Origin of the sequence: Pseudomonas sp. W2-17, from assembly GCF_041060445.1 — a bacterium.
Lineage (GTDB): Bacteria > Pseudomonadota > Gammaproteobacteria > Pseudomonadales > Pseudomonadaceae > Aquipseudomonas.
In genome coordinates, this window is the sequence record NZ_JAUFNS010000010.1 from 49,086 (window position 1) to 75,179 (window position 26,094).

The window sequence follows — 26,094 nt, forward strand, 5'->3', positions numbered from 1 at the left end:
GCAAGCCGAGGGCAGCGACAGGCAAGTGAATGAGGTGAAACGTTTACGCCGCGAGGTAGGCTGCGTCATCCATTTGTGGGAGTGAGCTTGCTCACGAAGAGGCCGGTAAATCCGCTGAGTAATGCAGCGCTTGGACTTAAGCCTTCGCGAGCAAGGTGGAGCGCCACCCCGGTCGCTCCCACAAAAGCGGTGTTGCAACCCCTAGACCCGAAAGCGCGTCACCACCTGGTTCAACTCCGCCGCCAGCCGGGACAGTTCGTTGCTCGACGCGCTGATCTGGTTGGCGCCGGACGACGACTGCATCGACAGGTCGCGGATGTTGACGATGTTGCGGTCCACTTCCCGGGCGACTTGCGCCTGCTCTTCGGCGGCGCTGGCGATGACCAGATTGCGTTCGGAAATCTCGTTAATCGACGTAGTGATCCGGCTCAGCGACTCGCCGGCACCTTGGGCCAGCCCCAGTGTTTCGGTCGCCCGTGAGCGGCTGATCGACATCGACTCCACTGCTTCGGTGGAACCGCTGCGCATGGTCGTGACCATCTTGTCGATTTCCAGGGTCGACTGCTGGGTGCGGTGGGCCAGTGCGCGCACTTCATCGGCGACCACGGCGAATCCGCGTCCGGACTCACCGGCCCGTGCGGCTTCGATGGCAGCGTTCAATGCCAGCAGGTTGGTCTGCTCGGCGATAGAACGAATCACGTCCAGCACCTTGCCAATGTCCTTGGACTGATCGGCCAGGTTCTGCACCAGGTCCGAGGTGTGCTGCACGTTGCCGGACAGGGTCTGGATCGAATTGACCGTGTCGATGACCCGGCTCTGGCCGTCGCGGGCCGCCGCGTTCGATTCGCTCGACGCCTGGGACGTCGACACCGCGTTGCGCGCGACTTCCTCGACCGCCGAGGTCATCTCGTTCACCGCCGTGGCGGCCTGTTCGATTTCGGCGTTCTGCTGGTGCAGGCCGCGGTGGCTATCCTCGGTCACGGAGTTCAGCTCGGTGGCAGCCGACGCCAGCTGGCTCGCCGAATTGCCGATCAGGCTCAGGGTCGAGCGCAGGTTGGTTTGCATCTGCTGCAACGCGCTCTGCAAGCGGGTGACTTCGTCATTGCCCTCGACGCGAATGTCATGGGTCAAATCGCCCTTGGCCACGTATTCGGCGGCATCAACCGCCTCCTGCAGCGGGCGAACGATGCTGCGAGTCAGCCACACCGCGAGCACCACGGTGGCCAGTGCCGCGATCAGCACGAACACCAGCACCACGTTTCGGGAGTTACCGTATTGCGCTTCGGCGGCAGCGCCTTCGAGCTCGACCTGATGGGAGTAGAAATCGCTTAGATCGCCCAATTGCGCGCCGGAGTTGTCAACGGCGGTTTTCATGTCCACCAGCAGCAGTTTGTTCAGCCCTTTGAGGTCACCGCTCTCGGCGAGCACGAATGACTGGGTCAAACCGCGCTGATAATCGGCCAGGGTCGCGCGGAATTTGTCGTACAACGCCTTCTCTTCCGGGGTGTCGACGAAGGTGTCGAGGCTCGTGAGTTTCTCGTCGAGGATCTTCGCCCGCGCGTCCATCTGTCCTTTGTAGACGCTGACGTTTTTCGGATCGGTGTCGAGGGCCATGCGCAGGGAAATCGTACGGATGCGCAGCATGGCTTCGCGGATGTCGTTGACCAGACGCATGCTCGGCATCCAGTTGCTTTCGACGGCCACTTCGCTCTGGCGGATCGTCGACATCTGGCTGAGGGCGAACCAGCCGAGCAACGCGACCAACAGGGAAATCAGGGTAAACCCAAGGCCGGCGCGGCGGGCGATGGTGAGGTTGCGTAGGCTCATAACGGTCGGCTCATTCTTGTAGGGGCGGGACGCTAAGTCGTCATATGACTACCGCTTATCGACGCTGCCGCAGGCTTCTTGAGCCGCCGGCCCATGAAGAATCCGAACGCCCGTTCGAGAAAACATCGAACCCCGCCCGCTTGAGCGGTCTAGACCCTTAGACCCGACATCAAATTGAAGCGGAGGTGAATCATGCATCTGGAAGGTTCCTGCCATTGCGGCGCCGTCGAATTCAGCCTGACAAGCGCCCATCCCTACCCTTATCAACGCTGCTATTGCTCGATCTGCCGCAAGACTCAGGGCGGCGGCGGTTACGCCATCAACCTGGGCGGCGATGCGAAAAGCCTCGACGTCAAAGGCAAGGACAGCATCGCCATCTACCACGCCAAGATGCGCGATGACGACCATCACGAGACCCACATCAGCAGCGCAGAACGGCATTTCTGCAAACGGTGCGGCAGCGGGTTGTGGTTGTTCAGCCCCGAGTGGCCGGAGCTGATCCATCCCTTCGCATCGGCCATCGACACGCCGTTGCCGACCCCGCCGGAGCACACGCACTTGCTGCTGAATTCCAAGGCATCGTGGGTGGAAGTCTCTGCAGGGCCGAATGACCAGCAGTTCGAGGCATTTCCTGAAGAGTCGATTGCCGACTGGCATGAGCGGCTGAAGTTGACCCAATAGCCTGGCGCAGTGAAATGACCTCGGATTTTAGGCGCTCCTCCGGCAGTTGAAGCGAACGGAGCGCCCGCCCAACCGACTACCCGATAATTCCCTGAACCTCTCCCCCGACGGCCGACTCCCAACTAAAAGCCCCTAAGCCCAATAAAAGCCCACAAGGAAGCGCACATGCCTCTGCATCGAGTCGCCACCCTGACTGATATTCAGCAAGACCGCGGTCTCCAGGTCGAGTTTGGCGAAACCAAGGCGCTGCTGGTTCTGCACGGCGACGAAGTCCGCGCGTTTCAAGCCTTCTGCCCCCATGCCGGCGCGCCACTGGCCGACGGCGCCATCTGCAACGGCCACCTGATATGCCCCTGGCACAAGGCCGAATTTTCCATCGACGACGGCCATCTCTGCGAACCGCCTGCGCTGGATGCCCTTACTCAATACCCCGTCCACGTCATCGATGGCCATGTGCACGTCGATGACCAGACCATCACCGCCGGCACGCCGACGCTGGCCGAGGACAGCCGCTGCTTCGTCATCATTGGCGCTGGCGCGGCGGGTACAGCCGCTGCCTGCGCGCTGAGGGAAAAAGGCTTCAACGGTCAATTACGGCTCATCGACCGAGAAGCCGCGCCCGGGTACGACCGCACGGCGCTGAGCAAATTTGTCTTGTCCGCCGAAATGGATACCGATGAGATCCCTGCCCTGCGCGACGACGGGTTCTACCTGAGCAACCGCATCGAGCGGGTGCACGGCGAAGTGATGAAGCTGGACGTCGTCAACAAGCGCGTCACCCTGGCGGACGGGCGCCGCTTTGACTACGACGCGGCGCTCGTCACCACCGGTGGCGAGCCGCGCGCGCTGTCTCTGGAGGGCGCGGATCTGCCGCAAGTGCTGACGCTGCGCAGCCGCGATGACGCCAGCCGAATTCTTGCGTCGGTCCACCCCGGCAGCCACGCACTGCTCGTTGGCGACAGTTTTATCGGGCTGGAAGCGGCGTCGGCGTTGCGCACACAGGGTGTGAACGTGACGATTCTGGCCCGTCATGAAGTGCCGTTTGCCGGTCAGCTGGGTGAGCGCATCGGCAAAGCCCTGCGGGCGCTGCATGAGCAGAACGGCGTGCTGTTCCGCACCCACGTGGACGTCAGCCGTTTCGAGGGTGTTGAACGGGATGGGCAGCAGGTTCTGAAGATGGCGGTGCTCAGCAACGGTGAACGACTGCAGGTGGATCTTGCCTTGGTCGGCGTCGGCGTGAGCCCGGTGACGAGTTTCATCGACGGGCTTCAGCTGGAAGTCGATGGCTCACTGTCGGTCGACGACGGCATGCGCGCGGGCAAGGATCTGTGGGCGGCCGGCGATATCGCCACCTTTCCGCTTAACCATCAGCCCCGGCGCATCGAGCACTGGCGCCTGGCCCAACAGCAGGCCCGAATTGCGGCGGGCAACATGCTCGGCGAAGACCTGCGTTACACCGACGTGCCGTATTTCTGGACCTACCATTTTGAGAAGCGTCTGGATTATCTCGGCCACGCCGAAGACTGGGACGACATCGTCTACTTGGGCGAGCCGGAGCGCTTCGATTTCCTGGCGCTTATCTGCAAGCAGGGCGTTGTCGCGGCCGTGGTCGGCTGTGATCGGGAACGGCCCATGGCGATGCTCGCCGAACGCATGAAACGACCGCTGTTCAAAGATGAAGCGCTGATGCTGATCAACCAGATCGACGATTAAGCACGTGCTTCAAATCAACCATTCACCCTGCACACCGGAGGGCACCATGCCTGATAAAGAGTCCAATCGCGAAGACCTCGACCACAAGCCTGAGAATGCAGGCAAGGTCGGCGAGGAACACAAACAAGCCAATCAGAGCGGTGAACAGCAGCGACCACCGGAAACGGAGCATCCGGCAGATTCCACTGACGCCAAACCCTGAAACAGCCGGCTTAGCCGCGACTGGTGGCCTGCTGGCGATCGTCCCGCCGTTTCGAGCAGCGGTCGGTCGCAGGCTCGGCAGCCTTGTCCACTTTCAGCCACCACGCCTCGCCTCGGCTGGGGTACTGAACGTAAAACGGCTGGCCCATTTCCGGCGTGGTGATGGAGATGCTGCGGTCCCACGCCAGCGCGAGAATACGGTCGAATGGCTCGTGCCATGCGTGCATCGCCAGGTCAAAGGTGCCGTTGTGGATCGGCAGCAGCCACTTGCCGCGCAGGTCGATGTGCGCCTGCAGCGTCTCTTCGGGCTGCATGTGCACGTCCGGCCAGTCTTCGTTGTACGCGCCGGTCTCCATCAGGGTCAGGTCGAACGGGCCGTACTGCTCGCCGATTAGCTTGAAACCGGCGTGATAGCCGGTGTCACCGCTGAAGAAGATGCGCTGCTCGCCATCAAGCATCACCCACGATGCCCACAGGGTCTGGTTGCCGTCGCGCAACGTCCGGCCTGAAAAGTGCTGCGCCGGGGTGGCCACAAAGCGAACGCCATGAATCTCCGTCGACTGCCACCAGTTCAACTGCTGAACCTTGGCGGCCGGCACGCCCCACTCGATCAGCGTGTCCCCGACCCCCAGCGGCGTAATGAAATGCTCGGCCTTGTCCTTGAGCACTTGAATGGTCATGTGATCGAGGTGGTCGTAGTGGTTGTGGGAGAGGATCACGGCCTTGAGCGGCGGCAGGTCTTCCAGGCGGATCGGCGGCTGATGGAAGCGCTGCGGACCGGCCCATTGCACCGGCGAGGCACGCTCGGCAAATACAGGGTCGGTCAGGAAGTATTCACCGCGCAGTTTCAGCAGCACCGTGGAGTGGCCGAGCCGGTAGACCGTGTTGTCGGGCGCCGCGAACAGTTGCTGGCGCGACAGCGGCTGAACCGGGATCTCCCCGGCCGGGCGGGTGTGGTGGGGTTTGTTGAACAGGGCGTTCCAGAAGATGCGCAGGGTTTTGCCCACGCTAGCGCGCGCCATCGGCTTGTGATTGAAATAGCGACCTTCACGCCGAGTCAGGACGGGCAGCGCAGGATTTGAATCAAGGTTTTTTTCGATCGAGGCCATGAGGGTGCTGACTCCATGAAACGGGTGAAGGTGAGCGCTGCGCGAGCGGCAAGCGGCAAAAGCATGGCGTACGCCTGGAGCTTTAGCTTGAAGCTTAAAACTTGAAGCTCGGGGCTGCCCTTACACTACACAGTGTAGTTTCAAGCTTGCACGATGGGCAAAGAGAAGTAAACTGCCCGGTGTAATTTTCTTGTCGGGCGGTTAGGTCGTCCGCGTCACCTCACAGAAGCGAATCCATGACTGCCCCACTGCGACTGACCGACCGTAAACGCGAAGCCATTGTTCAGGCGGCGATAGCCGAATTCCGCGATAACGGTTTCGAGGTCACGAGCATGGACCGGATTGCCGCCCGGGCAGAGGTATCGAAGCGCACGGTCTACAACCACTTCCCCAGCAAGGAGGAATTGTTTTCCGAAATGCTCCATCGCCTGTGGTCCTCCGCCGCGACGCAGACCGATGCAGTGTACAAACCCGGTGTGCCCCTGCGCGATCAATTGCGCGAATTGCTCGACGCGAAGATGAAAACCCTCGGCGACAGCAATTTCATCGACTTGGCCCGTGTGGCCATCGGCGCGACCATCCACTCTCCCGACCGTGCGCAGATCTGGGTCAGCCGACTCAATCAGCGGGAAGAAACCTTCACCGTCTGGGTGCGCGGCGCCCAGCATGATGGCCGCCTCAAGGCCGTCGAGCCGGTGTTCGCCGCGTCGCAGATCCATGCGTTGCTCAAGGCCTTCGCCTTCTGGCCGCAAGTCACCCTCAACGAGCCCCTGCTTGCGCCGGACAAGCAGCGCGAAGTGGTGGAGTCTGCGCTGGACCTGTTCCTGTGCTGGTATGAAATCCCGCTCACTGCATCTCCGATCTAATCCCGCCGGTTAATCCATCGCCGCCGTCACGCGCTCGACGATCTGCCGACGCGCCAGCAAACCCTGCATGGCGCGATCGGTAGCGACGGCGAGGATGTTCGCCGGTGCGGTATCCGGTCGGCCGGAATCGTAGGGCGGTGCCGGCGCGTACTCCAATTGCAGCTGAAGGGTGCGGGCGGTATCGGCGTCGAACACTTCACTGATCAGCGTCAGCGCAAAATCGATCCCCGCCGTCACGCCGCCGCCGGTCATCAGGTTGCCGTCGCGCACCACACGTTCGTGCACCGGAATCGCACCGAACTGCTCCAGCAGCGAATGAGATGCCCAATGGGTGGTCGCGCGGCGGCCTTTCAACAGCCCTGCCGCGCCGAGCACCAGCGCGCCGGTGCAGACGGAAGTCACATACTGCGCCGTGGCCGCCTGATGCTGAATGAAGGCCAGGGTTTCCGCGTCTTCCATCAGTGCATCGATCCCTACCCCACCCGGCACGCAGATCACGTCCAGGTCCATGCAATCGGCGAAGGTCGCGGTCGGGACCAGGGTCAGGCCGGTGCTGGACTGCAGCGGCTCAAGGTTTTTCCAGACCAGGTGCACGACCACGCCAGGCATGGTGGCGAAAACATCGTAGGGACCGGTGAGGTCCAGTTGCTGGACTTTGGGGAATACCAGAAGGCCGATATGCAGGGTCATGGCGCGTTTCCTTGTACTGGAAGTGATTCACACTGACGGTATGAAGTGACGCTGCCGATGGGGCTCGGCCAGCGACTGGACGAAACCACTGTAGCGAGCTAGCCTCTGGCGGATACGCCATAAAGCCGACAATTCACGCCAATCTTCACAGCGAGAGCGCCATGCCCCATCAGCCCAGGCCGGTTCATGTTCTGGCCTTTGCCAACGTTCAGTTACTCGACGTCACCGGACCGCTGCAGGTGTTTGCCTCGGCGAACGTCATGGCGCACGAAGCCGGCGTGAAAAAAATCCCCTACCGGCCCGAGGTCATCGCCCGGGAAGCCGGCAGCGTGGTCTCCTCCGCCGGGCTCGGGCTGCTTACCCACCCGCTGCCGTCCACGCCTTCGGACACCCTGATCATCGCCGGGGGCGGCGGTGTGCATACGGCGCTGCTGGATCCGGTTCTGGTGGACTGGGTGCGAACGCAATCGGCCAGCGCCCGTCGGGTGGCGTCGGTGTGTACCGGCGCATTTTTACTGGCGGCAGCGGGCGTGCTGGACGGCCATCGGGTGGTCACTCATTGGGACAGTTGCGACGAACTGGCGCGGCGTTTTCCGCAACTGCGCATCGACCCGGACCCGATCTTCATCAACGAGAACACACTGTGGACGTCCGCCGGGGTGACGGCAGGAATCGATCTGGCCCTGGCGATGGTCGAGGCGGACCTGGGCCGCGACATCGCGCTGGCCGTCGCGCGGGATCTGGTGGTGTTTCTCAAGCGCCCGGGCGGGCAATCGCAGTTCAGCACAGCGCTGTCGATGCAGCACCAGACTCGTGATCAAGGCAGCCGGTTTGGCGACCTGCACGCCTGGATTCTCGACAATCTCGCCAGTGACCTGTCCGTCGGCACGCTGGCGGCGCAGGTCGGCATGAGCGAGCGCAGTTTCGTCCGCCACTACCGCGCCCACACCGGGAACACGCCAGCGCGGGCCATCGAGCAATTGCGCGTCGAAGCGGCGCGACGACTGTTGGGAGACAGCGCGCTGCCGATCAAGCGCATCGCCGACCACTGCGGGTTTGGTACGGAAGAAACGTTGCGGCGCAGCTTCATGCGCGCGGTATCAGTAACGCCCCAGGCGTATCGGGAGCGGTTCACTGCGGCATGAAGCGGTCGCGAATGCTGACTGTCCTCCGCAGAGAAAGTGGCTGGCTGTTATCTGGCCCCTTCGCGAGCAAGCTCACTCCCACAAGTCCAGCGAAACTGGCCGAAATCCTGAGGCGACCCTCGATCCTATGGGCGAGCTTGCTCGCGAATGCTGACTGTCCTTCCCCACAGAAAGTGGCTGGCTGTTATCTGGCCCCTTCGCGAGCCAGCTCGCTCCCACAAGTCCAGCGAAACTGGCCGAAATCCTGAGGTGACCCACGATCCTGTGGGAGCGAGCTTGCTCGCGAATGCTGACTGTCGTTCCCCACAGAAAGTGGTTGGCTGTTATCTGACCCCTTTCGCGAGCAAGCTCGCTGCCACAAATTGATGGGTCGCAAAGCACATCATCGAAGCGAAATTAATTTTCATTATTTGATCTTTTTATCCTGCTTCGTGTAATTTAATTTCCATCACGAAATCAGAGATAACAATAATGACTGCCTGTGATCGTCCCGCTCCTGCTCTTCTTTCGCCGTTCATGGCGCTTGCAACACCTACTGCCGAGATCGCTTTCACCGCCTGGCTGCGCACCGGTTAACGCCACTGCGCGGGTGAGTCCTGCTCAGTTTTAGCTCGACAGGCTCAGCCCCCGCCGCCGCCCAAGCCCTGACCTCCTCATTCTCAGCAAGGAATCCGTTGCATGCCTCCGTCAACCGGCCTGTCTCTGTTGGTCTATGCCGCCGTCGCGATCATCGCCCTGATCGTGCTCATCGCGCGCTTTCGTCTCAACCCGTTCATCGTCATCACCCTGGTGTCCGTCGGCCTTGCGCTGGTCGCGGGCATGCCGGCCAATGCCGTCGTCGCGTCCTATGAGGGCGGCGTCGGCAAGACGCTGGGGCATATCGCGCTGGTCGTGGCGCTGGGCACCATGCTCGGCAAAATGATGGCCGAGTCCGGCGGCGCCGAGCAGGTGGCACGCACCTTGATCGACCGCTTCGGCGAGCGCCACGCGCACTGGGCGATGGTCTGCATCGCGTTTCTGGTGGGGCTGCCGCTGTTCTTCGAAGTGGGTTTCGTGCTGCTGGTGCCGATCGCGTTCACTGTCGCGCGTCGGGTCGGCGTGTCGATTCTGATGGTCGGCCTACCGATGGTCGCCGGCCTGTCGGTGGTCCACGCCCTGGTGCCGCCGCACCCTGCCGCGATGCTGGCGGTGCAGGCCTATCAGGCGTCGGTGGGCCAGACCCTGTTTTACGCCATCCTCATCGGCATCCCTACCGCGATCATTGCCGGCCCGATCTACGCGCGCTTCATCGTGCCGCACATTCATTTGCCCGATGAAAACCCGCTCGCCAAACAATTTCTCGACCGTGAACCCCGCGCCCAACTGCCGAGCTTCGGCATCACCATGGCGACCATTCTGTTGCCGGTGGTGCTCATGTTGCTGGGTGGCTGGGCCAACCTGATTTCCACGCCGGGCAGCGGCTTCAACAGCTTCCTGCTGTTCATCGGCAACTCGGTGATCGCGCTGCTGCTGGCCACGTTGCTAAGCTTCTGGACGTTGGGCATTGCCCAAGGGTTCTCCCGCGATTCGATCCTGAAATTCACCCAGGAATGCCTGGCGCCCACGGCCAGCATCACGTTGCTGGTGGGCGCCGGCGGCGGTCTGAACAAAATTCTCGTCGACAGCGGCGTAACCAACGAGATCGTCGGCCTGGCGCAGGACTGGCATCTGTCGCCGCTGTTGATGGGCTGGCTATTCGCCGCATTGATGCGCGTCGCCACCGGGTCGGCCACCGTGGCAATGACCACGGCGTCCGGCATCGTGGCCCCTGTGGCGCTGGGCCTGGGCTATCCCCATCCAGAGCTGCTGGTCTTGGCGACTGGCGCCGGCTCAGTAATTTTTTCCCACGTCAACGACGGCGGGTTCTGGCTGATCAAGGAGTATTTCAACATGACCGTGGCACAGACCTTCAAAACCTGGACGGTGCTGGAGACGCTGATTTCGGTGATCGCTTTCGTGCTGACCCTCGGGCTGGCGCAGGTGATCTGAGTGGACATTCTTTACCAGATCCGCGCCCGTCAGGACTCCTTCAGCGCCGGCGAAGGCCGTATCGCCAGACTGGTGCTCAGCGACGTGGCGTTTGCCGCCAGCGCCAGCCTTGACGACCTCGCCGCCCGCGCCGAGGTCAGCAGCGCCACGCTGTCGCGTTTCGCCCGCACGGTGGGCTGCAAGGACCTGCGCGACCTGCGTCTGCAACTGGCCCAGGCCAGCGCCGTGGGCAACCGCTTCCTCACCCCGGAGCAGGCACCGGAACAGTCGGCGTTTTTCACCCAGATCGTCGGCGACATTGAATCCACCCTGCGTCAGCACCTGGCCGGTTTCGATGAATCGCGCTTCCAGGCAGCGCTGGCCCTGCTGACGCCAGCGCGGATGATTCACAGCTTTGGCATGGGCGGCGCGTCGAGCCTGTGCAGTGAAGAACTGCAGACCCGGCTGGTGCGCCTCGGTTACCCGATTGCTGCCAGCCGCGACCCGGTGATGATGCGCCTGATCGCCGCGACCCTCGGTCCCGAGCACAGCGTCATTGTCTGCTCGCTGAGCGGGCGCACCCCTGAACTGCTCGACGTGGTGGATCTGGCCCGCAGTTATGGCGCGAAGATTCTCGCCATCACCCTGCCCGGCTCCCCGCTGGCGGAACGGGCGGATGTCCTGCTGCCGCTGCAGATCGCCGAAACCAATTTCATCTACAAACCCACAGCCGCGCGCTACGGCATGCTGCTGACCATCGACGTGCTGGCCACCGAGCTGGCACTGACTGCGCCCGACGCCAACCGCGAACGGCTGCGGCGGATCAAGCTCGCGCTGGATGACTACCGCGGCGGCGACGACGGCCTGCCCCTTGGAGACTGACCCCATGCTTTATGACCTGATCATTCGCGACGCGCTGGTGATCGACGGCAGCGATACCCCCGGTTACCGCGCCGATGTGGCCCTCCGCGACGGCCGCATCCAGCGCATCGGTGACCTGCACGACGTCTCCGGCAGCGAGGAGATCAACGCCGCCGGCCGCGTATTGGCGCCGGGTTTCATCGACGTCCACACCCACGACGACACCGTGGTGATTCGTCAGCCGGCGATGCTGCCGAAGATTACCCAGGGCGTGACCACGGTGATCGTCGGCAACTGCGGCATCAGCGCCTCACCGGTTTCCCTGGCGGGGGATCCGCCGGATCCGATGAACCTGCTGGGCCCCGCCACTGCATTCGTTTATCCGCGCTTTATCGATTACCGCAACGCGGTGGACGCGGCGCGTCCGGCGGTCAATGTGGCGGCGCTGATCGGCCACACCGCGCTGCGCAGCAATCACATGGACGATCTTTTTCGAACGGCGCGCGCTGATGAAATCAGCGCCATGCGCGGGCAATTGCGCGACAGCCTGGCGGACGGCGCGCTGGGCCTGTCCACCGGTCTGGCCTATGCCTCGGCTTTTTCGGCCGAAACCGACGAAGTGAAACAGCTGGCCGAGGAGCTGACGGCGTTCGGCGCGGTGTACACGACGCACCTGCGCAGTGAGTTCGAACCGGTGCTGGAGGCCATGGACGAAGCGTTCGAGATCGGCCGCCACGCGAAATCGCCGGTGGTGATTTCCCATATGAAATGCGCAGGCGCAGGCAACTGGGGCCGCAGCCCGCAACTGCTGGCGTCCCTGGAGAACGCCGCGCTGAACCACCCGGTGGGCTGCGATTGCTACCCCTATGCGGCCAGTTCTTCGACGCTGGATCTGAAACAGGTGACCGATGCGTTTCCGATCACCATCACCTGGTCGACGCCGCACCCGGAACAGGGTGGGCGCGAGTTGAAAGACATTGCCGCCGACTGGGGACTGTCGCTGGTGGACGCCGCGCGAAAACTGCAGCCGGCCGGCGCCGTGTATTACGGCATGGATGAGAACGACGTGCAGCGGATCATGAAGCACCCGCTGTCGATGATCGGTTCGGACGGTCTGCCGGAAGACCCGTTTCCGCACCCGCGCCTGTGGGGTGCGTTCCCCCGGGTGCTCGGACATTTCAGTCGGGATGTGGGGCTGTTTCCGCTGCACACCGCCGTGCACAAGATGACCGGCCTGACCGCCACGCGCTTCGGGCTGCATGAGCGTGGCTTCGTGCGCGAAGGGTATTGCGCGGACCTGGTGCTGTTCAACGCCGACACCGTGCGCGATGTGGCGGATTTCAAAGAGCCAAAGCGCGCGGCCGAGGGGATCGATGCGGTCTGGGTGAACGGGCATTTGAGTTACGCCGAAGGCAAACCGCAGGGGGAGCGGCAAGGGAGGTTCCTGCCGCGAAGTGGGTCGTTGGTGGGTGGGTTTCGTTAATTTCTGTAGGACTGGCTTTAGCCGGGAAGACGTCAGCGGCACACCGCAAATCTGAGCTGCACGCGCTGGCCTCTTCCCGGCTGAAGCCGGTCCTACTAAAACATCGCATGCGGCTTTAGCCAATCACCACCCCACGGCATTCGCCAAACCCGATGCTCACTTCGCCCTCCTTGCGGCAGCGCGCTTTGAGGATGACCTCATCGCCCGCCTCCAGAAAGGTCCGCGTCTCCCCGTTGGGCAATTCGACAGCGCGCTTACCGCCTTCGGTCATTTCCAGCAGGCTGCCGTGTTGGCCGGGTTGCGGGCCTGACAAGGTGCCGGTGCCGAACAGATCGCCCGCTTGCAGCTTGCAGCCGTTGACGCTGTGGTGGGCCACCATTTGCGCGACGGTCCAGTACATGTTCAGCGTGTTGCTGAGGGACAGACGCTGGGGCGCGACGCCCTGCTCTCTCATCTGCGCGGTGAGCAGCAGCACTTCCAGCTCGATGTCCAGCGCGCCGCCGGCCTGATCCTGCTCGTCGAACAGATAAGGCATCGGCTGCGGGTCACCCTCGGGGCGCGCCGGTTGGGCCGCGCGAAACGGCGCAAGGGCTTCGGCCGTGACCACCCACGGCGAAATGCTTGTGGCAAAACTCTTCGACAGAAACGGCCCCAGCGGCTGGTATTCCCAGGCCTGCAGGTCGCGAGCCGACCAATCGTTGAGCAGACAGAAACCGGCGATGTGCTCGCCCGCCTTGCCGATGGCGACAGGCTGGCCCGCCTCGTTGCCCTGCCCGATCCACACGCCCATTTCCAGTTCGTAATCCAGGCGCTTGCTCGGCCCGAAATCCGGCGTCTCGGCACCCGGTTTCAAGGTCTGCCCGCTGGGGCGCTTGACCGGCATGCCGGACACACCCAGCGTCGACGCCCGCCCGTGGTAGGCAATCGGCACGTATTTGTAGTTCGGCAACAGCGGGTTGTCCGGGCGGAACAGCTTGCCGACGTTCATCGCGTGATGAATGCCGACGTAGAAATCGGTGTAGTCGCCGACCTGTGCCGGCATGTGCATCCGGCAGTCAGCCATTGGCACCAGCAGACGGTCGCCCATGGCCTGCAAGCGTTCACGCTGCAGGGTTCTTTCGTCGAGCAGGTGCAGCAATTCATGGCGCAGCGCCTGCCGCGACGAACCGCCCAAGGCGAAAAAGTCGTTCAGTTGCCCTCGGCTGGCGGCCTCCACGGCCACGCGCGCGGCGCCGTTGAACAGGCTGGCCTCAAGCGCCGTTTGCAGATCCAGAATGAAATCGCCGATGGCAACGCCGCCGCGCTTGCCGAAACCGGGGCGGCTGAACACGCCCAGGGGCAGGTTTTGCAGGGGGAAATCGGGATGGTCGTTGGCGCTGGCAACCCAACTGCGCGGGTGGTGTGAAATGCTCATCGTTGGCTGTCCGTGTCGAAAGGCGTGAACGTTCTGGCGATGCCATCCCAGCAGGCATCGTAGTCGCTTTGCAGCTGTGGGCATTCCAGCGCGTGGTAGCTGGGGCGCAGGACTTTGCCGGTCTCGAACATGAAGGCCATGGTCTGCTCAATCTTGTGCGGCGTGAGTTCGGCGGCGATGGCCTTTTCGGCGCTGGCGTTGTCCGGGCCGTGGGCGCTCATGCAGTTGTGCAGCGACGCCCCGCCGGGCATGAACCCTGCGGCCTTGGCGTCGTAGGCGCCATCGATAAGGCCCATGAATTCGTTCATCAGGTTGCGGTGAAACCACGGTGGCCGGAAGGTGTTTTCCGCCACCATCCAGCGCGGCGGGAAGATCACGAAATCGACGTTCGCCTGACCGTCGACAGCGCCCGGCGAGGTCAGCACCGTGAAGATCGACGGATCGGGGTGGTCGTAACTCACCGTGCCCATGGTGTTGAACAGGCGCAGGTCGTATTTGAAAGGGACGTTGTTGCCGTGCCACGCGACGACATCGAAGGGGGAATGACCGAGCAGGGTCGCCCACAGTTCGCCGAGGAATTTCTGCACCAGCACAGTGGGTTGCACGCTGTCTTCAAAATGCGCGTGGGGCACCTGGAAATCCCGCGGATTGGCCAGGCCGTTACTGCCAATGGGCCCGAGGTCAGGCAGGCGCAGGGCGCAGCCGTGGTTCTCGCAGATGTAGCCCCGCGCTGTGCCGTCGAGCAGCTCGACGCTGAATTTCAAACCCCGAGGGAGCACGGCGATTTCCTGCGGCTCGAGGTCGAGCAGGCCCAGTTCGGTGGTGATGCGCAGTCGGCCCTGCTGGGGGACGATCAGCCACTCGCCGTCGGCGTTGAAGAACGCCCGCTGCATGGAACGGTTGGCGGTGTAGACGTAGACGCTCACGCCCTCGGCCTGCTCGGCAGACGAGGTGCTGGCCAGCGCGTGCAGGCCGTCGATGAAGTCGGCCGGTTCGGCGGGGATGTCGAACGCATTCCAGCGCAGGCGATTGGGTGTCACGGGGCCTTGCTGTTGACCCGTAATCTGGCGCTCAAGGCGCTGAAAACGGGGGTGCGCGGCGGACGGTTGAATGCGGTAGAGCCAGGTGCGCCGGGCTTCGGCGCGGGGGACGGTGAACGCGGTCCCGGAGAATTGCTCGGCGTACAGGCCCAGAGGGTGACGTTGCGGCGAGTTCTGCCCGTGGGGCAAACCGCCCGGCATCGCCTCGCTGCTGAATTGATTGCCGAAGCCGCGCTGGTAGCGCAGGGGCTCGGACCGGGGTGCTGTCGACATGACGACCTCTTATTGTTTTTTTCGTAAGCGTGTTACGCATAACGTAATTTGAGTTTGGGGAAGGGTCAAGCTATAAAGCAGCCTTTCCAGACCGGGGGCCTCCCTTCCATGACCGACGATTCCACCCCCGCCACCGCGCCCCGCCAGCAGAAAGTCCAGTCGGCTGAGGTCGGCGTCGGCATCCTCAAGGCGTTGGCCGAACTGGCGCCCGCCACGTCACTGTCGAAACTCGCCGAATACGTCGGCATGCCCGCGAGCAAGGTGCATCGCTACCTGCAGGCGCTGGTGGACAGCGAATTTGCCGAGCAGGACCCGGCCAGCAATCACTACCGTCTGGGGCGCTCGGCGTTGCAGGTCGGGCTAGCGGCGCTGAGTCAGCTGGATGTGCTGAAGACCTCTGCGCCGGCGCTTATCGCACTGCGCGACGAACTCAACGAAACCTGCTTTCTGGCGGTGTGGGGCAACAAAGGTCCCACGGTCGTGTACGTCGAGCAGTCGCTGGGGGCGGTCACGCTGGTCACGCAGATCGGTTCGGTGCTGCCGCTGCTCAGTTCGTCCACCGGGCTGGTGTTCGACACCTTTCTGTCGCCGACCGAAACCGCCGCGTTGAGAGAGGCAGAATCGGCCTCGTTGAACGCCGCGCAGTTGACGGAGATTGACCGGCACCTCCACGAGATCCGCAGCACCGGGGTGCACCAGATTCATGGCTTGTTGATGGCCGGCGTCAATGCGGTGTCGTCGCCGGTGTTTGCCATGGGCAACAAGCTGGTGGGTGTGGTAACGGTGGTGGGTTCGGCGTCGGTGTTCACCGATCAGCGCCAGGCCCTCGCCGCGCAGAAACTGCTGCAGACGGCGCAGGCGATCAGCGCGCGGATGGGTGGGGAAATGCCGCAGCTGGCGTGATTCTTCAGGATCATGGTCATACTGTAGGAGTGAGCTTGCTCGCGAAGACGTTGGTACAGCCGCTAAATCTTCAGTGGCCGGATTGGCGTCTTCGCGAGCAAGCTCACTCCTACAGGTATCGCGTTAACACGTGAATACGAGGCGTTAGCCTCACTCCTACAGGTATCGCGTTAACACGTGACTACGAGGCGTCAGCCTCAATCCACCGCCAACACCCCCCTTCTCACTTGATCGCGCTCGATCGATTCAAACAGCGCCTTGAAGTTGCCCTCACCGAAGCCATCGTCGCCCTTGCGCTGGATGAATTCGAAGAACACTGGCCCCATCAGGGTTTCCGAGAAGATCTGCAGCAGCAGTCGCTTGTTTCCGCCGTCGGAAGTGCCGTCCAGCAGAATCCCCCGCGCCTTCAGCTCGTGCTCCGGTTCGCCGTGATCAGGCAGCCGGCCTTCAAGCATTTCGTAGTAGGTGTCCGGCGGCGGGGTCATGAAGCGCATGCCCAGCGCCTTGAGCCGGTCCCAGGTGTCGATGAGGTCTTCGGTGAAGAACGCAACGTGCTGAATGCCTTCGCCGTTGAACTTCATCAGAAACTCTTCGATCTGCCCGGCGCCCTTGGACGATTCCTCGTTCAGCGGGATGCGGATCATGCCGTCCGGCGCGGTCATCGCTTTAGAGGTCAGGCCGGTGTACTCGCCCTTGATGTCGAAATAGCGCAGCTCGCGGAAGTTGAACAGCTTCTCGTAGAAGTTCGCCCAATAAGCCATCCGCCCGCGATAGACGTTGTGGGTCAGGTGATCGATGAATTGCAGGCCGGCGCCCTTGGGGTGGCGGTCGACGCCTTCGAGGTACACGAAGTCGATGTCGTAGATCGAGGTGCCTTCACCGAAACGGTCGATCAGGTACAACGGCGCGCCGCCAATCCCCTTGATGGCCGGCAAACGCAGTTCCATGGGCCCGGTGCCGATCTCGACAGGCTGGGCGCCCAGTTCCAGGGCGCGCTTGTAGGCCCGTTGCGAATCCTTGACCCGGAATGCCATGCCGCACACCGAAGGACCGTGCTCCGCAGCGAAGTAGGACGCTTCGCTGTTGGGCTCGTTGTTGAGGATGATGTTGATCGCGCCCTGGCGGTACAGCGACACGTTCTTCGAGCGGTGATGGGCGACTTTGGTGAAGCCCATGATCTGGAACACAGGCTCCAGCACGTTCGGGGTGGGCGAGGCGAATTCGATGAATTCAAAGCCCATCAGGCCCATCGGGTTTTCGTAGAGATCAGTCACGGTCTTGCTCCTGCTAAATAGTGAGAGGCACAGCGGCTCGGATCACTATTCAGCGGGTGGCGCGCAGGAAATCCCCCGCACGCTGCGGGCGAGGAAGTCGCCGAAGATCAGTTGCAGACCGAAGCTTTTCATGTGGGAAAGATTACTCCGGCTTGTCCGATTGCGCATCGGGATGGGCGGTCTGAAACGCCGGATGCTGCAAGGCCAGCGCTTCGACCCGGCAAATTCGCGGGAACGGCCTCATGTCCACGTTGAAGCGTCGCGCCGCGTAAACTTGGGGCAGCAGGTACACATCGGCCAGGCCAACCGCGCCGTAACAAAACTCAGTATCGCCAATCAGGGCTTCCACGGCGGCGAAGCCTTGGTTGATCCAGTGGCCGATCCACGCCGTCACATCGCCTTCGTCGTGGCCCATGCCGCGCAAGCGATTGAGCACCGCGACGTTGTGCAGGGGGTGAATGTCGCAGCCGATCAGAGCGGCGACTTGCCGATGGCGCGCACGGTCGAGCAGCGCGTCGGGGAGCAATGCAGGTTCCGGGGAGAATTCTTCCAGGTATTCGATGATCGCCATGGACTGAATGATCACTTCACCGTCGTCCAGCTTCAGGGCGGGAACCCGGCCCTGGGGGTTGATCGCCAGGTAGTTGGACTGGTGATGCTCGCCGCCGTCGCGGATCAGGTTGACCGGAATGGCGTTGAATGCGAGTCCTTTCAACGCCAGGGCAATGCGCACCCGGTAGCTCGAGGTCGATCGGTAGTAGGTGAAAAGATCCACGGGAATGGCCTGTTATTGTTGTTTTGGTTTTTCACTACGGCGTAAGCGGCTTACGCAATGCGTAAACTGCGGCAATGCGGGATGCCTGTCAAGTTCAGCTCCCGCCAGGCAAAGCGCCAGCGTGGTTCAGCTTGGGCCTGGCTTAAGCCCACCCCTCCAGCCGCAGGGTGGCGCGCACCAGCCGCTGCTCTTCGCTTTCGATCTCCCGCAGGTTGTCGCAGATGTTCTGGATGTGCGCCACAGCGGCCTTGCGCGCCTGCTCGGGCAATCGCCCGATGACTGCGTTGTACAGCCGGGCGTGATGGCGGTCGATCTGCCGTTTCTGCGCGTCGCGGTGATAGAGGTTGTTGACCGAGGCGAATACCGTGTTCAGCAGCAGGTCCGTCAATGAGCGCAGGGTCTGCACCAGCACCGGGTTGTGCGACGCTTCGCAGATGGCCAAGTGAAAGGCGTGGTCAAGCCGCGCGTGTTCGGAGGCCGGCAACGGGTGGTCATGGCCGGCAACCAAGGCGTCGTAGGCCCGGGTGATCAGAACAAAATCCGCGTCGGTGCCGCGTAGCGCCGCCAGCCGGGCGGACTCCCCTTCCAGCAGGCTGCGCACTTCAAACAGGTCGTACAGCGTGCGCGGCTGGGAGGCGAACAAATGCATCAGCGGCGAGGCGGCGGTCAGCCCCAGCCCGCCCATCTGCGCGACGAACGAGCCCTTGCCCTGACGGGTTTCGATGATGCCCCTGGCGCGCAGCAACTGCAGGCCTTCGCGCAGGGCGGTGCGCGACACCCCCAGCTTTTCGGTCAGCCGCCGTTCGGAAGGCAACAGCTGACCGACCTTGAGCACCCCGTCGACAATCAGCCGCTCGATGCGCTCGCTGACAACATCGGCAACCTGCTGCGGGCGTTTGGTGTGGGGCTGGGCGTGAGTGACTTCCATGGGTCGGACCTGCTTCGTTGCGTTGGATGAATAGAGGCCTATCGCTTGCCCTCACTGGTATGACCATGGACGGCGATAAAAACCATAAGAATTGGCGTGAGATCTATCTCACTGATAAACAAGTCTTTTAGCCGTTTATTTGATTCAGCCCTATCGCGAAACTGGTTCGACCACTGCTCCACCCGGTAGACACTAAGCCCCGCTGAGCCAATGATGCAAGCCAGCCATTCATGTTCCGTCACGGAACGGGCCTCCAATAAAAACAAGACAGGGTTGCGAGCCCATCATGAATATCCTGTACGACGAACGCGTCGACGGCGTTCTGCCGGTCATCGACAAACAACAGCTGCTGCACGCGCTGCAAGCCCGCCTGCCTGATCTGGACATCCTCCACCGCGAGGAAGAACTGCGCCCCTACGAATGCGACGGACTCTCTGCGTACCGCACGACGCCGATGCTGGTGGTGTTGCCCCAGCGTATCGAGCAAGTGCAGACGCTGCTGAAGGTCTGCCACGAGCGCGGCGTGCCGGTGGTGGCGCGCGGTGCCGGGACCGGACTGTCCGGCGGCGCGCTGCCCCTGGAAAAAGGCGTGCTGCTGGTGATGGCGCGGTTCAACAAAATTCTCCACATCGACCCCGCCGGGCGCTATGCCCGCGTGCAGCCCGGCGTGCGCAACCTGGCCATCTCCCAGGCCGCCGCGCCCTACGACCTTTATTACGCGCCTGACCCCTCCTCGCAAATTGCCTGCTCCATCGGCGGCAACGTCGCGGAAAACGCCGGCGGCGTGCATTGCCTGAAATACGGCCTGACCGTGCACAACCTGCTCAAGGTCGACATCCTCACGGTCGAGGGCGAGCACATGGTGTTGGGCTCCGACGCACTGGACTCGCCAGGCTTTGATCTGCTCGCACTGTTTACCGGCTCCGAAGGCATGCTCGGCGTGATCACTGAAGTCACGGTCAAACTGCTGCCCAAACCGCAAATTGCGCGGGTGCTGCTGGCCGCCTTTGACTCGGTGGAAAAAGCCGGGCGCGCGGTCGGCGACATCATCGCCGAAGGCATCATCCCCGGCGGCCTGGAAATGATGGACAACCTCGCCATTCGCGCCGCCGAGGACTTCATTCACGCCGGCTACCCGGTGGACGCCGAAGCCATCCTGTTGTGCGAACTCGATGGCGTGGAAGCCGACGTTCACGCAGATTGCGACCGGGTTCGCGCGGTGCTGGAGAACGCCGGTGCGACCGAAATTCGTCAGGCGAAGGACGAAGCCGAACGCGTGCGTTTCTGGGCCGGGCGCAAGAACGCCTTCCCGGCAGTCGGTCGGCTGTCGCCAGATTACTACTGCATGGACGGCACCATTCCGCGTCGGGAATTGCCCGGCGTGCTGAAGGGTATTTCCGCGCTGTCGGAAGAGTACGGTCTGCGCGTCGCCAACGTTTTCCACGCCGGCGACGGCAACATGCACCCGCTGATCCTCTTCGATGCCAATCAACCCGGTGAACTGGACCGCGCCGAAGCGCTGGGCGGAAAGATTCTGGAGCTGTGCGTGAAAGTCGGCGGCAGCATCACCGGCGAGCACGGCGTGGGCCGCGAGAAGATCAATCAGATGTGTGCGCAATTCAACAGTGACGAGCTGACGTTGTTTCACGCCGTAAAAGCCGCGTTCGACCCGGCCGGCACCCTCAACCCCGGCAAGAACATCCCGACCCTGCACCGTTGCGCCGAATTCGGCGCGATGCACGTGCACATGGGCAAGCTGCCCTTCCCTGAACTGGAGCGTTTCTGATGGATGCCCAACGTCAGCCCGCCTTCGTGGCCCAGGACCGCGACGCCAGCGACGCACTGCTGGAACAGGTCAATCAGGCGATTCAGTCCGCCCTGCCGCTGCGTATTCAGGGTGCCAACAGCAAGGCATTCCTTGGTCGCGAGGTGGCGGGTGAAGTGCTCGATACCCGCCTGCACTGCGGCATCGTCACTTACGACCCCACCGAACTGGTGATCACCGCCCGCGCCGGCACGCCGTTGTCCGTGCTGAACGCCGCGCTGGAAGAAGCCGGTCAGATGCTGCCCTGCGAGCCGCCCAGCTATAGCCATGGTGATGCGAGCGACAGCGGCGCAGGCGATGGGACCGTGGGCGGGATGGTCGCGGCGGGCTTGTCCGGGCCGCGCCGGCCGTGGTCGGGCTCGGTGCGTGACTTCGTGCTGGGCACGCGGGTGATCACCGGCCTCGGCAAGCATTTGCGCTTCGGCGGCGAAGTGATGAAAAACGTTGCCGGCTACGACCTGTCGCGCTTGATGGCTGGGAGCTTTGGTTGCCTGGGCCTGATCACCGAAGTCTCGTTGAAAGTCCTGCCCAAGCCGCGACTGTGCACCAGCATTGCCCTGGAAATGGACAGCGCCACCGCCCTCGCGCGTCTGGCGCAATGGGGTCAGGAGCCCCTGCCGATCAGCGCCGCCAGCCACGACGGCCGCGTGCTGCGCTTGCGTCTTGAAGGCGGCGAAGGTTCGGTCGCGGCAGCCCATGACCGCCTGGGCGGCGAATCCATCGACCCGGCTTACTGGCGCGCACTGAACGAACACCGCCTGGATTTCTTCACGGATGGTCGTCCGTTGTGGCGCCTGTCGCTGCCCGTCAGCTCGGCTGCGCTGGACCTGCCGGGGGATCAATTGATCGACTGGGCCGGTGCGCAACGCTGGTTGAAATCCGACGCCAGCGGCAGCGAGATTCGTCGCATCGTCAGCGCCGCGGGCGGCCACGCCACGTGCTACAGCCATGGCCTTGAAGACAGCCCGTTTCAGCCGTTGGCCACGCCGTTGCTGCGCTACCACCGCCAGCTCAAGGCACAACTCGATCCGCACGGAATTTTCAATCCGGGCCGAATGTACGCGGAGATCTGAACCATGCAGACGACCCTGAGCGAACACGCTAGAAGCCTGCCCCGTGGCGAAGAAGCGGAAAGCATTCTGCGCAGCTGCGTGCACTGCGGTTTCTGCAACGCGACCTGCCCGACCTATCAGTTGCTCGGCGACGAGCTGGATGGGCCACGTGGGCGCATCTACCTGATCAAGCAAGTACTGGAAGGCAAGGAAGTCACCGAAAAAACCCAGTTGCACCTGGACCGCTGCCTGTCCTGCCGCAACTGCGAAACCACCTGCCCTTCCGGCGTCGATTACCACAACCTGCTGGACATTGGCCGCGAGGTGGTTGACGCCGCCGTGCCGCGCCCGCTGGGCCAGCGCCTGCTGCGCGACAGCCTGCGTGCCGTTGTGCCCAATGCCGGCCTGTTCAAGTCGCTGACCCAGTTGGGCAACTCCTTCAGGCCGCTGCTGCCGGTTGCGCTGAAGACCAAGCTGCCCGGCAACATTCGTCCCGCCAAGGCTCGGCCGACCCGGCAGCACGCGCGGCAGATGTTGATTCTCGAAGGCTGCGTGCAACCCGGTTTGTCGCCCAACACCAATGCGGCCACGGCGCGAGTGCTGGATCGACTGGGCATCAGCGTCACCTCCATCGCCCAGGCCGGTTGCTGCGGCGCCGTGGATTACCATTTGAATGCGCAGGAACAAGGCCTGCAGCGGGCGCGGCGGAATATCGATGCGTGGTGGCCGAGCATTCAGGCCGGTGCCGAGGCCATCGTCCAGACCGCCAGCGGCTGCGGCGCCTTCGTTAAAGACTACGGCCACCTGCTGCGCAACGACCCGGCTTACGCCCAGAAAGCGGCAGCCATCAGCGAACGTACCAAGGACCTGGTTGAAGTGCTGCGCGCGGAACCCCTGGAGCAGCTCGGCGGTTGCACGCGCCAGACCCTGGCCTTCCATTGCCCGTGTACGCTGCAGCACGCGCAGAAACTTGGCGGCGCCGTTGAATCTGTGTTGACCCGACTGGGCTTCAATCTCACACCCGTGCCCGACAGTCACTTATGCTGCGGCTCGGCCGGCACCTATTCGATCACCCAGCCGGTGCTGGCGAAACAGCTGCGGGACAACAAGATGAACGCGCTGGAAAGCGGCAACCCGGACGTGATCGCGACGGCCAACATTGGCTGTCAGACCCATCTGGCCAGCGCCAACCGCACGCCGGTCAAACACTGGATCGAACTCATCGAGGACGCCCTGCCTCCAAGTTGATTGCGGGCGCACTGGCTCCGTATCAGACCGACACGCATGACACCCTTTGCCCTTCAGGAGAACTGCATGAAAACCAAATCCGTACTGACCCAGACCGAAGTCACCCAGATCCTCGCCGCGGCCCGCACCGAAGCGCAGAACAACGGCTGGGCCGTGTCCATCGCCGTCACCGATGACGGCGGTCACCTGCTGGGTTTCGAGCGCCTCGACGGCTGCGCGCCCATCGGTGGCTACATCGCCATCGAAAAAGCCCGCACCTCGGCGCTGGGTCGTCGCGAATCCAAGGATTATGAGGAAATGGTCAACGGCGGTCGTACTGCGTTTGTCACTGCCCCGCTGCTGACCTCGCTGGAGGGCGGCGTGCCGGTGATCATCGATGGCCAGACCATCGGCGCGGTGGGCGTGTCCGGAGTGAAAGCCGATCAGGATGCGCAAGTGGCCAAGGCCGGGGTTGCGGCGGTAAGCGCGCAGTAACGTCCGCAGCGATCGCCTGCAGCAACGCTGCAAACCCAATTCATGATGGAGACCCCAGATGACCGAGTTCGTCAATTGCCACAACCTCAAGGTGGCGGCCAACATCAAGCGTTTCGTCGACGAGGAAGTGATCCCCGGGACAGGCCTGACCCCGGAACTGTTCTGGGCCGATTTCGACTCGCTGGTCCACGACCTCGCGCCGATTAACCGCGAACTGCTGAAAGAGCGTGACCGCATACAGGCTCAGTTGGACAAGTGGCACAAATCCAATCCCGGCCCGGTCACCGACATGCCGGCGTACATCGCGCTCCTCGACAGTATCGGTTACCTGAAGCAGGTGCCGGCGCAGGTTCAGGTGTCCACCAACAAGGTCGATATCGAAGTCAGCGAGCAGGCCGGCCCGCAACTGGTGGTGCCCGCTGCCAACGCCCGTTACGCCCTGAACGCGGCCAATGCGCGCTGGGGTTCGCTGTACGACGCGCTGTACGGCACCGATGCGATTTCCTCGGCCAACGGCGCCGAAATCAAGGCCGGCTATAACCCGTTGCGGGGCGAGAAAGTCATCGCCTTCGCCCGTGCCTTGCTGGACGAAGCCGCGCCCCTGGCGTCGGGTTCCCACGTTGGTGCCAAGGCCTACGCAGTGGACAGCGGCGAGTTGCTGGTTACCCTCGCCGACGGCAGCCAGTCGCGCCTTGCCCAGCCCGAGAAGTACGTCGGCTATCAGGGCGAGCCGCGCCAGCCGAATGCGATCCTGCTGAAGAACAACGGCCTGCACATCGACATCCAGATTGACCCCGCCAGCCCGATTGGTGGCACTGATCCGGCCGGGATCAAGGACTTGCTGCTGGAAGCCGCGCTGTCGACCATCATCGACTGCGAAGACTCGGTCGCCGCCGTCGATGCCGAGGACAAGCTGGTGATCTACCGCAACTGGCTGGGCTTGATGAAGGGCGACCTGACCGAAGCGCTGGTCAAGAACGGCAAGACCATCACCCGTCGCCTGAACGCCGACCGCCAGTACACCGCCGCCGACGGCAGTGCGATCACCCTGCACGGGCGCTCGCTGCTGTTCATCCGCAACGTCGGCCACCTGATGACCAACCCGGCGATTCTCTACGACGGCAACAAGGAAATCCCCGAAGGCATTCTCGACGGCGTCATCACCAGCCTGATCGCCTTGCACGACCTGCATAACCGCACCAACTCCCGCGCTGGCAGCGTCTACATCGTCAAACCGAAGATGCACGGTCCGGACGAAGTGGCGTTCGCCGACACGCTGTTCAGCCGCATCGAAGACGCGCTGAAGATCCCGCGCAACACCCTCAAAATGGGGATCATGGACGAGGAGCGGCGCACCAGCGTCAACCTCAAGGCGTGCATCGAAGCCGCTTCATCGCGAGTCGCGTTCATTAACACCGGTTTCCTCGACCGCACCGGCGACGAGATGCACAGCTCGATGGAAGCCGGGCCGATGCTGCGCAAGGGCGACATGAAAGCCACGCCGTGGATCAAGGCGTACGAGCGCAACAATGTGCTGGTCGGCCTGGCGTGCGGACTGCGCGGGCGCGCGCAGATCGGCAAGGGCATGTGGGCGATGCCGGACCTGATGGCCGACATGCTGGAGCAAAAAATCGGGCACCCGAAATCCGGCGCGACCACCGCGTGGGTGCCCTCACCGACGGCGGCCACTTTGCACGCCCTGCACTACCACAAAGTGGACGTAAAGGCGGTGCAGCAGGAGCTGGAACAGGTTGATCTGGACAGCATCAGCGAAGACATTCTGCTGGACCTCCTGACCATCCCCGTCGTCGAAAAGGCAGAATGGAGCGAGGATCAGATCCGCGAAGAAGTGGAAAACAACGCCCAGGGTCTGCTGGGTTATGTGGTGCGCTGGGTGGAGCAAGGCGTTGGCTGTTCGAAGGTGCCGGACATTCACAACGTCGGCCTGATGGAAGACCGCGCGACGCTGCGCATTTCCAGCCAGCACATCGCCAACTGGCTGCGCCACGGTGTGATCTCCGAGGACTATGTGAAGGACGCTTTGAAACGTATGGCGAAGGTGGTCGACCGGCAAAACGCCGGGGACTCGGCTTACACGCCAATGGCCGGCAATTTCGAGAAGTCAGTGGCCTTCCAGGCCGCCAGCGCGCTGGTCTTCAAAGGTCGTGAGCAGCCGAGCGGCTACACCGAACCGCTGTTGCACGAGTTCCGGCTGGCGTTCAAAAAGGAGCATTGATCGAGCGGAAGCGCTGGGGATTTTGAAGTGGGGGTGACTTGCTCACGAATGGGGTGGGTCAGCAGCATT

General features: G+C 63.0%; 22 protein-coding genes. 14 read left to right on the forward strand and 8 right to left on the reverse strand.

Annotated elements, in window-relative coordinates; genetic code table 11:
• Positions 1–201: 201 nt before the first annotated feature.
• Positions 202–1,827 (reverse strand): methyl-accepting chemotaxis protein, encoded by a 1,626-nt coding sequence (locus QWI20_RS14300; protein ID WP_369306052.1) that lies wholly within the window; start codon positions 1,825–1,827, stop codon positions 202–204.
• A gap of 192 nt (positions 1,828–2,019) precedes the next feature.
• On the opposite strand from QWI20_RS14300, the gene QWI20_RS14305 reads away from it, so the two are divergent.
• From QWI20_RS14305 to QWI20_RS14315, 3 genes are all read left to right on the forward strand, one after another.
• Positions 2,020–2,508 carry a GFA family protein gene (locus QWI20_RS14305; RefSeq protein ID WP_369306053.1) on the forward strand — a complete coding sequence of 163 codons (489 nt, stop codon included), beginning with the start codon at positions 2,020–2,022 and terminating at the stop codon, positions 2,506–2,508.
• A 165-nt stretch (positions 2,509–2,673) separates the two neighbouring features.
• On the forward strand, positions 2,674–4,221 hold the full coding sequence (locus QWI20_RS14310; protein WP_369306054.1) for an FAD-dependent oxidoreductase: 1,548 nt from the start codon (positions 2,674–2,676) through the stop codon (positions 4,219–4,221).
• Between the two features lie 46 nt (positions 4,222–4,267).
• The gene (locus QWI20_RS14315; RefSeq protein ID WP_192174314.1) at positions 4,268–4,423 is read left to right on the forward strand and encodes a hypothetical protein; all 156 of its coding nucleotides are present in this window, start codon (positions 4,268–4,270) and stop codon (positions 4,421–4,423) included.
• Between the two features lie 10 nt (positions 4,424–4,433).
• On the opposite strand, the gene QWI20_RS14320 is transcribed toward QWI20_RS14315, so the two are convergent.
• Positions 4,434–5,531, reverse strand: a complete 1,098-nt coding sequence (locus QWI20_RS14320; protein ID WP_369306055.1) for an MBL fold metallo-hydrolase — start codon at positions 5,529–5,531, stop codon at positions 4,434–4,436.
• Positions 5,532–5,767: 236 nt separating this feature from the next.
• Here QWI20_RS14320 and QWI20_RS14325 point away from each other — a divergent pair, with 236 nt between their 5' ends.
• On the forward strand, positions 5,768–6,397 hold the full coding sequence (locus QWI20_RS14325) for a TetR/AcrR family transcriptional regulator (RefSeq protein ID WP_369306056.1): 630 nt from the start codon (positions 5,768–5,770) through the stop codon (positions 6,395–6,397).
• 9 nt (positions 6,398–6,406) lie between these two features.
• On the opposite strand, the gene QWI20_RS14330 is transcribed toward QWI20_RS14325, so the two are convergent.
• The gene (locus QWI20_RS14330; protein ID WP_369306057.1) at positions 6,407–7,087 is read right to left on the reverse strand and encodes a DJ-1/PfpI family protein; all 681 of its coding nucleotides are present in this window, start codon (positions 7,085–7,087) and stop codon (positions 6,407–6,409) included.
• Positions 7,088–7,248: 161 nt separating this feature from the next.
• Here QWI20_RS14330 and QWI20_RS14335 point away from each other — a divergent pair, with 161 nt between their 5' ends.
• From QWI20_RS14335 to QWI20_RS14350, 4 genes are all read left to right on the forward strand, one after another.
• Entirely contained in the window at positions 7,249–8,232 is a 984-nt protein-coding gene (locus QWI20_RS14335) for a GlxA family transcriptional regulator (protein WP_369306058.1), read from the forward strand.
• Between the two features lie 678 nt (positions 8,233–8,910).
• Positions 8,911–10,260, forward strand: a complete 1,350-nt coding sequence (locus tag QWI20_RS14340) for a gluconate:H+ symporter (protein WP_369306059.1) — start codon at positions 8,911–8,913, stop codon at positions 10,258–10,260.
• On the forward strand, positions 10,261–11,121 hold the full coding sequence (locus QWI20_RS14345; RefSeq protein ID WP_369306060.1) for a MurR/RpiR family transcriptional regulator: 861 nt from the start codon (positions 10,261–10,263) through the stop codon (positions 11,119–11,121). It abuts the gene before it with no gap.
• A gap of 4 nt (positions 11,122–11,125) precedes the next feature.
• Positions 11,126–12,583: an amidohydrolase family protein gene (locus tag QWI20_RS14350; RefSeq protein ID WP_369306061.1), complete on the forward strand. Its 1,458-nt coding sequence runs from the start codon at positions 11,126–11,128 to the stop codon at positions 12,581–12,583.
• A 115-nt stretch (positions 12,584–12,698) separates the two neighbouring features.
• On the opposite strand, the gene fahA is transcribed toward QWI20_RS14350, so the two are convergent.
• Complete coding sequence (gene fahA, locus QWI20_RS14355; RefSeq protein ID WP_369306062.1) at positions 12,699–13,997, reverse strand: fumarylacetoacetase; 1,299 nt, start codon at positions 13,995–13,997, stop codon at positions 12,699–12,701.
• Positions 13,994–15,310: a homogentisate 1,2-dioxygenase gene (hmgA, locus tag QWI20_RS14360; RefSeq protein WP_369306063.1), complete on the reverse strand. Its 1,317-nt coding sequence runs from the start codon at positions 15,308–15,310 to the stop codon at positions 13,994–13,996. The genes fahA and hmgA overlap by 4 nt, the downstream gene beginning before the upstream one ends.
• Positions 15,311–15,418: 108 nt before the next feature.
• Between hmgA and QWI20_RS14365 the strand changes: the two genes are divergently transcribed.
• The gene (locus QWI20_RS14365) at positions 15,419–16,213 is read left to right on the forward strand and encodes an IclR family transcriptional regulator (RefSeq protein WP_369306064.1); all 795 of its coding nucleotides are present in this window, start codon (positions 15,419–15,421) and stop codon (positions 16,211–16,213) included.
• A 197-nt stretch (positions 16,214–16,410) separates the two neighbouring features.
• Here QWI20_RS14365 and hppD read toward each other — a convergent pair whose 3' ends face one another.
• From hppD to glcC, 3 genes are all read right to left on the reverse strand, one after another.
• Entirely contained in the window at positions 16,411–17,487 is a 1,077-nt protein-coding gene (gene hppD / locus QWI20_RS14370; RefSeq protein ID WP_369306065.1) for a 4-hydroxyphenylpyruvate dioxygenase, read from the reverse strand.
• 142 nt (positions 17,488–17,629) lie between these two features.
• Complete coding sequence (gene maiA, locus QWI20_RS14375) at positions 17,630–18,262, reverse strand: maleylacetoacetate isomerase (RefSeq protein ID WP_369306066.1); 633 nt, start codon at positions 18,260–18,262, stop codon at positions 17,630–17,632.
• A gap of 142 nt (positions 18,263–18,404) precedes the next feature.
• The gene (gene glcC, locus QWI20_RS14380; protein WP_369306067.1) at positions 18,405–19,190 is read right to left on the reverse strand and encodes a transcriptional regulator GlcC; all 786 of its coding nucleotides are present in this window, start codon (positions 19,188–19,190) and stop codon (positions 18,405–18,407) included.
• A 286-nt stretch (positions 19,191–19,476) separates the two neighbouring features.
• Here glcC and glcD point away from each other — a divergent pair, with 286 nt between their 5' ends.
• The 5 genes from glcD (at position 19,477) to QWI20_RS14405 (ending at position 26,025) form a co-directional block, all read left to right on the forward strand.
• Entirely contained in the window at positions 19,477–20,976 is a 1,500-nt protein-coding gene (gene glcD / locus QWI20_RS14385) for a glycolate oxidase subunit GlcD (protein ID WP_369306068.1), read from the forward strand.
• Positions 20,976–22,088, forward strand: coding sequence for a glycolate oxidase subunit GlcE (glcE, locus tag QWI20_RS14390; protein ID WP_369306069.1), 1,113 nt, complete (start codon positions 20,976–20,978; stop codon positions 22,086–22,088). Before glcD ends, glcE begins: the two co-directional genes overlap by 1 nt.
• Before the next feature lie 3 nt (positions 22,089–22,091).
• Complete coding sequence (gene glcF / locus QWI20_RS14395; protein ID WP_369306070.1) at positions 22,092–23,315, forward strand: glycolate oxidase subunit GlcF; 1,224 nt, start codon at positions 22,092–22,094, stop codon at positions 23,313–23,315.
• Positions 23,316–23,381: 66 nt separating this feature from the next.
• The gene (locus QWI20_RS14400) at positions 23,382–23,789 is read left to right on the forward strand and encodes a heme-binding protein (RefSeq protein WP_369306071.1); all 408 of its coding nucleotides are present in this window, start codon (positions 23,382–23,384) and stop codon (positions 23,787–23,789) included.
• Positions 23,790–23,847: 58 nt separating this feature from the next.
• Entirely contained in the window at positions 23,848–26,025 is a 2,178-nt protein-coding gene (locus QWI20_RS14405) for a malate synthase G (RefSeq protein ID WP_369306072.1), read from the forward strand.
• Positions 26,026–26,094: the final 69 nt, after the last annotated feature.